This is a genomic window from Intestinimonas sp. MSJ-38, from assembly GCF_018917925.1.
Taxonomy (GTDB): domain Bacteria; phylum Bacillota; class Clostridia; order Oscillospirales; family Butyricicoccaceae; genus Pseudobutyricicoccus.
Genome location: NZ_JAHLPO010000029.1, coordinates 20092 through 27856, shown reverse-complemented (window position 1 = coordinate 27856; position 7765 = coordinate 20092). Strand labels below are relative to the sequence as shown.

The 7765-nt window shown below is 54.3% G+C and carries 7 protein-coding genes, 1 tRNA gene and 1 riboswitch; of the genes, 7 read left to right on the top strand and 1 reads right to left on the bottom strand.

Features of this window, described 5'->3' with window-relative positions; translation table 11 throughout:
- Window positions 1-202: 202 nt before the first annotated feature.
- On the bottom strand, window positions 203-1900 hold the full coding sequence (locus KQI26_RS13545) for a M14 family metallopeptidase (RefSeq protein ID WP_216504816.1): 1698 nt from the start codon (window positions 1898-1900) through the stop codon (window positions 203-205).
- Window positions 1901-2055: 155 nt separating this feature from the next.
- Here KQI26_RS13545 and KQI26_RS13540 point away from each other — a divergent pair.
- From KQI26_RS13540 to grdA, 7 genes are all read left to right on the top strand, one after another.
- Window positions 2056-2152: transfer RNA gene (locus KQI26_RS13540), tRNA-Sec, on the top strand.
- Window positions 2153-2246: 94 nt separating this feature from the next.
- Window positions 2247-2346: riboswitch (glycine riboswitch) on the top strand.
- Window positions 2347-2618: 272 nt separating this feature from the next.
- Window positions 2619-2999 (top strand): GrdX family protein, encoded by a 381-nt coding sequence (locus KQI26_RS13535; RefSeq protein ID WP_118426752.1) that lies wholly within the window; start codon window positions 2619-2621, stop codon window positions 2997-2999.
- A 71-nt stretch (window positions 3000-3070) separates the two neighbouring features.
- Window positions 3071-4351 carry a glycine/sarcosine/betaine reductase component B subunit gene (locus KQI26_RS13530; RefSeq protein ID WP_216504815.1) on the top strand — a complete coding sequence of 427 codons (1281 nt, stop codon included), beginning with the start codon at window positions 3071-3073 and terminating at the stop codon, window positions 4349-4351.
- 21 nt (window positions 4352-4372) lie between these two features.
- The gene (grdB, locus tag KQI26_RS13525) at window positions 4373-5680 is read left to right on the top strand and encodes a glycine reductase complex selenoprotein B (protein WP_216504814.1); all 1308 of its coding nucleotides are present in this window, start codon (window positions 4373-4375) and stop codon (window positions 5678-5680) included.
- Between the two features lie 21 nt (window positions 5681-5701).
- Window positions 5702-6631: a thioredoxin-disulfide reductase gene (gene trxB, locus KQI26_RS13520; protein ID WP_216504813.1), complete on the top strand. Its 930-nt coding sequence runs from the start codon at window positions 5702-5704 to the stop codon at window positions 6629-6631.
- 30 nt (window positions 6632-6661) lie between these two features.
- The gene (locus KQI26_RS13515; RefSeq protein WP_118426744.1) at window positions 6662-6979 is read left to right on the top strand and encodes a co-chaperone YbbN; all 318 of its coding nucleotides are present in this window, start codon (window positions 6662-6664) and stop codon (window positions 6977-6979) included.
- A gap of 118 nt (window positions 6980-7097) precedes the next feature.
- A complete protein-coding gene (gene grdA / locus KQI26_RS13510; protein WP_118747018.1) occupies window positions 7098-7571 on the top strand; it encodes a glycine/sarcosine/betaine reductase complex selenoprotein A in 474 nt (157 codons plus the stop codon).
- Window positions 7572-7765 lie beyond the last annotated feature (194 nt).

Sequence of the window (7765 nt, the reverse complement as noted above, 5' to 3'; positions counted from 1 at the left end):
CGACCTGTGCGTGGCTTTTTGCACTTCTCAAGGGGCAAGTGTGCGCCAAAGGCGTGCATACAGCCCCTTGCAAAAACTCGAAAAAGTGGCCTAAGCCACTTTTTCGACACGCTCAAGCCTGCCGGAGAATCCGGCAGGCTTTTGTGTTTGATACATTATAATATATAGGTATGGGATTGATCGAAAATGTCGATAGGCAGATTTACTCGCCCAGCTGAATCTGAGCGCTCACTTTACCGATGCGGCCGCCCTGGCAAAGGAGGGTGATGGTCTCGCCCTTCTGGCCCTGTACTAGCCAGGTAACCTTCTTCTGCATGGGCTCTTGTTCCTGAGTGGTGGGGCCCATGCCTTCGTTGTGGGCCTTGACGCTGGAGAAGCCCTCCAGATGACCGATGTTTTTGCAGGCGTCCTTCTGGGGCAGCAGGATGTTGTCCCCGGACAGGGTGACGGTGAGTTCTTTCAATGTCTTGTATTTCAGACCTTCCCGGAACACATAGGTGGGCATGAAACCCCGGTTGCCCACAACGGCCTCCACCAGATACAGTCCGGTGCCCACTTCCTGGGTGTGTACCCGGTCGAAGCAGACCCGGGGCAGGGCGGGGATGAGCCGCAGGATGAAGCGGGTGTGTTTTTCCAGCTCCTGCTCCAGAAATTTGATGGGTGGATTCTGGGAAACCTGTTTGTAGTTAGCCCCGCCGATTTCCACCGGCCCCAGCTGGGGATGCTGGAAGGGCTTCCAGGGAAGGAATCCTTCTTCCGGGGACAGATTCTCGTCCATCCAGCGCAGATATTTGACGGCGGTCTCCTCTTCTTCCTCCTGGGAGAGGTTTTCCTTGGGCGGATAGTGCTCTTCCACCCCGGCCCGGCGGGCCAGATCCCAGCATTCGATGGTGAAGGCGGGAACACCCAGCAGGAAGTGGCAGAAATCATCAAAGCCGCCGCAGGTCTGGGGAGCGGAAGCGGGCATATATTCGTCGTAGATGTTCAGCAGGGGGAAACCATTCTCTTCGGTGCCCATTTTGCCCAAAGCATGGTAAAGGGCGATATCCTGAGGAATGGCGTCTTTGACGCTTTTGTAGCCAGGGGTGTAGAGGATCTGACCGCCAGCGGTGTGCATATCCACCACGCAGCACACATTGGGATGGGCCAGAAGGAAGGCGGCGTTGGCCTGAGTCTCCGGGTTGGACAGGGGATGGGCTCCGGCCCCGGCCTGCTGGCTTTCGTCCTGCCAGCCGATGGGGTAGTTCCGGTTGAAGTCGTTGCCGAACTCGCTGGGCGCCATGGTCACATGGAGGCCGTCATAATTTTCAATGATACCTTCCGGGTATACATTGTAAAATTCCCCGTCGGTTTCGTCGGGACGGCGGCGCACCATCAGTCGGGGATCTTTGGGGGAGATCTTCCACACGCCGTAAGGGGAGGGCACCCGCATCAGCCGGGCCACGCCGTCGCCATCGATGTCACCCTTGTGCAGGCCGCTCTGGCGCTTTTCAGTGGGATAAGGCCGGGGAGCCGAACGCACATAGTCGGCGGTGGTGAGATAGTGCTCGGAACCGTCGCAGGACAGACGGGGCACCACATACAGGGTGTACCGGTCCAGAATCTGCTGAATGCGGTTATCTTCCAGGTTGCTCATCAGGGTGTCCAGGAAGTAGATGGCCACCATGGACCCGGTGACCTCACCGGCATGGATGTTGGCTTCCATATAATAGGCCGGTTTGTCTTCCGGCTTTCCGGTGGCGGCGTTGGTGATGGTGCAGGCCAGAATGTCCCGCCCCTGGGGAGTGTGGCCGATGACCGACAGCTGGAAAAGTTCCGGATGGTCTTTTTCATAGCCGTGGAGCAAATCGGCGATTTCCTGGTAGCGGTAATAGTGGTCGTAAGGCAGACTGTGCTTCATTTTAGACAAAACCTCCCTGTGCGCAAAGCGCTTTTTTTCAGTATAACTCCGAAAAACAGGGAAGGCAACGAAAAAGACAAAAGATTGAGCCATAGACCCTTGCATTTTACAAAAGATTGTGATAACATAGGCAACGGCTTTTATGGGACTACTATGGGAGTAGATGGGTGCTGGTGTGCCCTCTGGTCTTCAAAACCAGTAATAGCGGTTAGGAGCCGCTTAGGTGGGTTCGATTCCCACATACTCCCGCCAGAGTTTATTCAAAAAACCGATGAATGCAATCAGCAAATATAGCTTGCTTTTTCGGTGCTTTGTGTTAAAATATAGACGAACTGAATAATCGGGATGAAACTGATCGGGAGAGACCCCTCTGGGGCGCCGAAGATGCAAGTGCTGTTCTGTCAAAACAGCGCGAAACTTTCAGGCAAAAGGACCGAGCGTGGACCGGACTCTGAAAAGCCAGCAGGCGCCCAAGGAGCAACAGTGGCCATCGGCCGCTGGAATCTCTCAGGCTCGAAAACGGAGAATGCGACAGCGTGAAAGCAAGTGCTTTTCAGGCCGTCGCTTTTTTTGTTGCAATTCTGCTGATTTCCCTTGATAATATGCGCCGGCTGGTGTACAATAAAAACGGAATGGGCATGAAATAGTCGTTTTATCGGGAAAATCGATAAACCCTTTCTTTTCTATCGAAAATAGTGATAAATGACAGGAGAAGAGCATGGCGGATTTCTTTATCATCACCAACAACGAAATGGTGCGGGACAAATATGCTTCCCAGGTGACGGTGGAATTCCATCCGGTGAAATACACCGAGATCATGCGCATGACCCGGGATTATATCCACGCTGGCCATAAACTCCTCACCCATCCTCTGGCGGGCAGCATCAAGCCCAATGAGACCCCCTACAAAACCATCTTCCTCACCAAGAGCAAAAAGAAGATGGACAGCGAGTCTCTGCGGATCATCGAAGAGTGTATCATCGCCTGCAAAAAGTTCGGCAAAGAGCGCTTCCCCAATATGCCGGAAAATATGCGGCAGGATTTCCGAACCATCGATTGCAGCCTGTGCGACAACGCCATGGCCTCGGCCATGCAGTAAACACAATCATCGGTCAATTTCTTAAAACTTTTAAGAAACTGATATACATTTAAATTATGGAGGTGCTCAAATTGAAACTGGAACTTGGATACGTCAATATCCATGATATTCAGTTCGCCGACCAGTCCAAGGTTGAGGCTGGTGTCCTCTATGTGTGCAAAGAGGATATCAAGAACCTGGTTCTGGAAGACGAGAATATCAAGTCAGTTGAACTGGAAATCGCAAAACCCGGCGACAGCATCCGCATCATGCCTGTTAAGGATGTGATCGAGCCTCGCTGCAAGGTGGAGGGCCCCGGCGACATCTTCCCCGGCGTCATCTCCAAGGTGGACACCGTGGGCAGCGGCAAGACCAATGTGCTGCGCGGCTCCGCCGTCGTCACCACCGGTAAGATCGTGGCCTTCCAGGAAGGTATCATCGATATGAGCGGTGAGGGCGCTAAGTACACTCCCTTCTCCCAGACCAACAACCTGGTGGTTGTGATCGAGCCTGTGGATGGCCTGCATCAGCACGAGCATGAGAAGGCTGTTCGCTTTGCCGGCCTGAAGACCGCAAAGTTCCTGGGCGATCTGGCTAAGAATGTCACTCCCGACGAGACCGAAGTCTTCGAGACCTACGGCGTCAAGGAAGGCATGGAGAAGATGCCCAACCTGCCCCGCGTGGCTTATGTTCAGATGCTGCAGAGCCAGGGCCTGATGCACGACACCTATGTGTACGGCGTCGATGCCAAGCGCACCCTGTCCACCATCATGAACCCCACCGAAGGCATGGACGGTGCTATCCTCAGCGGTAACTGCGTGTCCGCTTGCGATAAGAACACCACCTATCATCACCTGAACAACCCCGTTGTGAAGGATCTGTTTGCTCAGCATGGCAAGACCCTGAACTTTGTGGGTATGATCCTGACCAACGAGAACGTCTACCTGGCCGACAAGCAGCGCTCCTCCGACTGGACCGCTAAGCTGTGCCGCTGGCTGGATCTGGACGGCGCTGTTGTTTCTCAGGAAGGCTTCGGCAACCCCGACACCGACCTGATCATGAACTGCAAGAAGATCGAAGAGCAGGGCGTCAAGACTGTTATCATCACCGACGAATATGCCGGCCAGGATGGTAAGTCTCAGTCCCTGGCGGACGCCGATCCCAAGGCCGACGCTGTTGTCACTGGCGGCAACGCGAACATGGTCATCCACCTGCCCAAGCTGGATAAAGTCATCGGCTATCCCGAAGTTGCCAACATCATCGCTGGCGGCCACGAGGGCAGCCTGAATGCTGACGGCAGCATTGACGCCGAGCTCCAGGTTATCACCGGCGCCACCAACGAACTCGGCTTCAACAAGCTGAGCGCCAGATAACGGAAGGAGGACAAGAGAATAATGAGCAAGATCAGAGTTGTCCATTATATCAACCAGTTCTTCGCCAACATCGGCGGCGAGGAAATGGCTGATTACAAGCCTGAACTGAGAGTCGGCGAAGTTGTCGGCCCCGGCATGGCTTTCAAGGCTGCTTTTGGCGATGAGGCTGAAATCGTTGCTACCATCGTCTGCGGCGACTCCTATTTCGGCGAGAACACCAAGGAAGCTACTGCTACCGTCATGGAAATGATCAAGGAGCAGAAGCCCGACCTGTTCCTGGCTGGCCCTGCCTTTAACGCTGGCCGTTATGGCTTTGCCTGCGGCAACATCACAAAGGCTGTGAAGGACGAGCTGGGCATCCCCGTGCTCACCGGTATGTACAAGGAAAATCCCGGCGCTGACTACGCCAAGGATGTGTATATCGTTTCCACCAAGAACAGCGCTGCTGGCATGAGAGACGCCGTTAAGAAGATGGCTCCTCTGGCCCTAAAGCTGGCCAAGGGCGAAGAGATCCTGTCCTCCGCTGAGGAAGGCTATCTGCCCAACGGCATCCGCAAGAACTTCTTCGAGAAGGAGCGGGGCTCCAAGCGCGCTGTTGATATGCTGCTGAAGAAGCTGGCTGGCAAGGAGTTCGTCACCGAGTTCCCCATGCCCAACTTCGACCGCGTCGATCCCAACCCCGCTGTGAAGGATATGGCTCATGCCACCATCGCTCTGGTTACTTCCGGCGGCATCGTTCCCAAGGGCAACCCCGATCACATCGAGTCCTCCTCTGCTTCCCACTATGGCAAGTATGACATCGAGGGCGTGATGGATCTGACGGCCGACACCTATGAGACCGCTCACGGCGGCTATGACCCTGTCTATGCCAACGAGGACGCCGACCGCGTTCTGCCTGTTGATGTGCTGCGGGATCTGGAAAAGGAAGGCCGTATCGGCAAGCTGCATCGTTACTTCTACTCCACTGTTGGTAACGGTACTGCTGTGGCCAGCGCCAAGGCTTTTGCTGAAGAGTTCTCCAAAGAGTTGAAGAATGACGGTGTTGACGCCGTAATTCTGACCTCCACGTGAGGCACCTGCACACGTTGCGGTGCAACGTTGGTTAAAGAGATTGAGCGTGCGGGTATCCCCGTTGTTCATATGTGCACAGTTACCCCGATTTCCATGACCGTTGGCGCGAACAGAATTGTTCCCACCATCGCTATCCCCCATCCTCTGGGCAACCCCGAGCTGACTCATGACGAAGAGAAGGCTCTGCGCCGTGGCCTGGTTGAGAAGGCTCTGAAGGCTCTGGAAACCGAAGTGACCGAGCAGACAATTTTTGAATAATTGTTAGGAGAGTCATCGAAAATGAGCAAAGTTTATGACGTTATCATCATCGGCGCCGGCCCTGCTGGCCTGGCTGCCGCTCTGTACGCCGGCAGAGCTCGTCTGAGCACCCTGGTCATCGAGAAGATCAAGGACGGCGGACAGATCGTCATCACTGACGAGATCGAAAACTATCCCGGCGCTGTGGAAGGCGAATCCGGTCCTTCCCTGATCAAGAAGATGGTGGACCAGGTCAACCACTTCGGCGCTGAGAAGGTGTTTGACACCGTTGTGGATGTGGAGTTGGAAGGCGACATCAAGGTGATCAAGGGTAGCAAGGCCGAGTATCAGGGCAAGACTGTCATCATCGCCACCGGCGCTTCTCCCAAGCCCATCGGCTGCCCCGGCGAGAAGGAACTGACCGGCAAGGGCGTTTCCTACTGCGCCACCTGCGACGGCAACTTCTTTGAGGATTTCGACATCTATGTGGTAGGCGGCGGCGACAGCGCTGTGGAAGAGGCTATGTACCTGACAAAGTTCGGCCGCAAGGTCACTTTGATCCACAGAAGAAACGAGCTGAGAGCAGCCAAGTCCATCCAGGAGAAGGCTTTCGCCAACCCCAAGATGGAGTTTATGTGGGATACCGTCATTGAAGAGCTCAAGGGCGATGACATTCTGACCAGCATGGTCGTTAAAAATGTCAAGACCGGTGAGGTCCGGGAGATCGAGGCCAACCCCGAAGACGGCACCTTTGGTGTGTTCGTGTTCATCGGCTACGATCCCCAGTCTAAGGTCTTCGAAGGCAAGGTCAACATGGAGCATGGCTACATCGTCACCGATGAAAACATGAAGACAAATATCCCCGGCGTGTTTGCCGCTGGCGATATCCGGGTGAAGAGCCTGCGTCAGGTAGTGACCGCAGCTGCCGACGGCGCCATCGCCGCTGTGCAGTGCGAGAAGTACCTCGGCTAATTTTACACAACATACAAGGAGGATATTCCAATGGTTGAGCTGACAAAAGAAAACTTCGAAGCTGAAGTTCTGAAGGCCGAAGGCAAAGTGTTCGTCGATTTCTATGGCGATGGCTGCGTGCCCTGCGCCGCTCTGATGCCCTTCGTGCATCAGTATGCTGAGACCTATGGCGACAAGATGAAGTTCTGCGCTTTGAACACCACAAAGGCCCGCAGACTGGCTATCGCTCAGAAGGTCATGGGCCTGCCCGTCATGGCGATCTATGAGAACGGTGCTCAGATCGATGTGCTGGTCAAGGAAGACTGCACTGCTGAGAGCATCGAAGAGATGATCAAAAAGCACATCTAAGTGCTCTTGATCCTCTGATTTGTCCCTGCGTTAAACGCTCCCGGCCAAAAGCCGGGAAGCGTTCAACGGGGCAGCGAAAGCTGTCCATATAAAAAATCTATGAGAAGGAGGTAGAGCCATGAGTATATTGTCCGGTAAGAAGGTTATCATCATCGGCGATAGAGATGGCATCCCAGGTCCCGCGATTGAAGAATGCGCGAAGACTGCGGGCGCAGAAGTAGTCTTCTCCTCTACGGAGTGCTTCGTCTGAACCGCCGCTGGTGCAATGGACCTGGAAAATCAGAAGAGAGTGAAGGAGTTTGCTGAGCAGTATGGCCCAGAGAACATTGTTGTTCTGCTGGGCGCTGCCGAGGGCGAGGCTTCCGGCCTGGCCGCGGAGACTGTTACAGCCGGCGACCCCACTTTCGCAGGTCCGTTGACAGGAGTCTCGTTGGGACTCACGGTTTATCACATTTGCGAGCCTGAGATTAAAGCCGAAGTTGATGAGCAGGTCTACGAGGACCAGATCTCTATGATGGAGATGGTTCTGGATGTGGACGACATCGTCAGCGAAATGAGCAGTATCAGAGAACAGTACTGCAAATATCTCTAAGATTTAAGAACTATGGTGATATGGTGATCAAATCACCATATCACCATTTTCTTTTGTCTCTCTTACGAAGGAAAAAGTAAGAGGTGAACGACTTTGGGGATATATTGCGGCTGCTGAAAACTCGATACCGTTCATGAAAGATCCATTCCCATAGAAGCGCCCCTTCGGGGCCACAATAAATTGCGTAGAGAGGC

Excerpts from the sequence above, each read along its gene's own strand:
- KQI26_RS13515 (WP_118426744.1), top strand. The coding sequence starts at position 6,662 with ATGGTTGAGCTGACAAAAGAAAACTTCGAAGCTGAAGTTCTGAAGGCC.
- KQI26_RS13535 (WP_118426752.1), top strand. The coding sequence starts at position 2,619 with ATGGCGGATTTCTTTATCATCACCAACAACGAAATGGTGCGGGACAAA.
- trxB (WP_216504813.1), top strand. The coding sequence starts at position 5,702 with ATGAGCAAAGTTTATGACGTTATCATCATCGGCGCCGGCCCTGCTGGC.
- KQI26_RS13545 (WP_216504816.1), bottom strand. The coding sequence starts at position 1,900 with ATGAAGCACAGTCTGCCTTACGACCACTATTACCGCTACCAGGAAATC.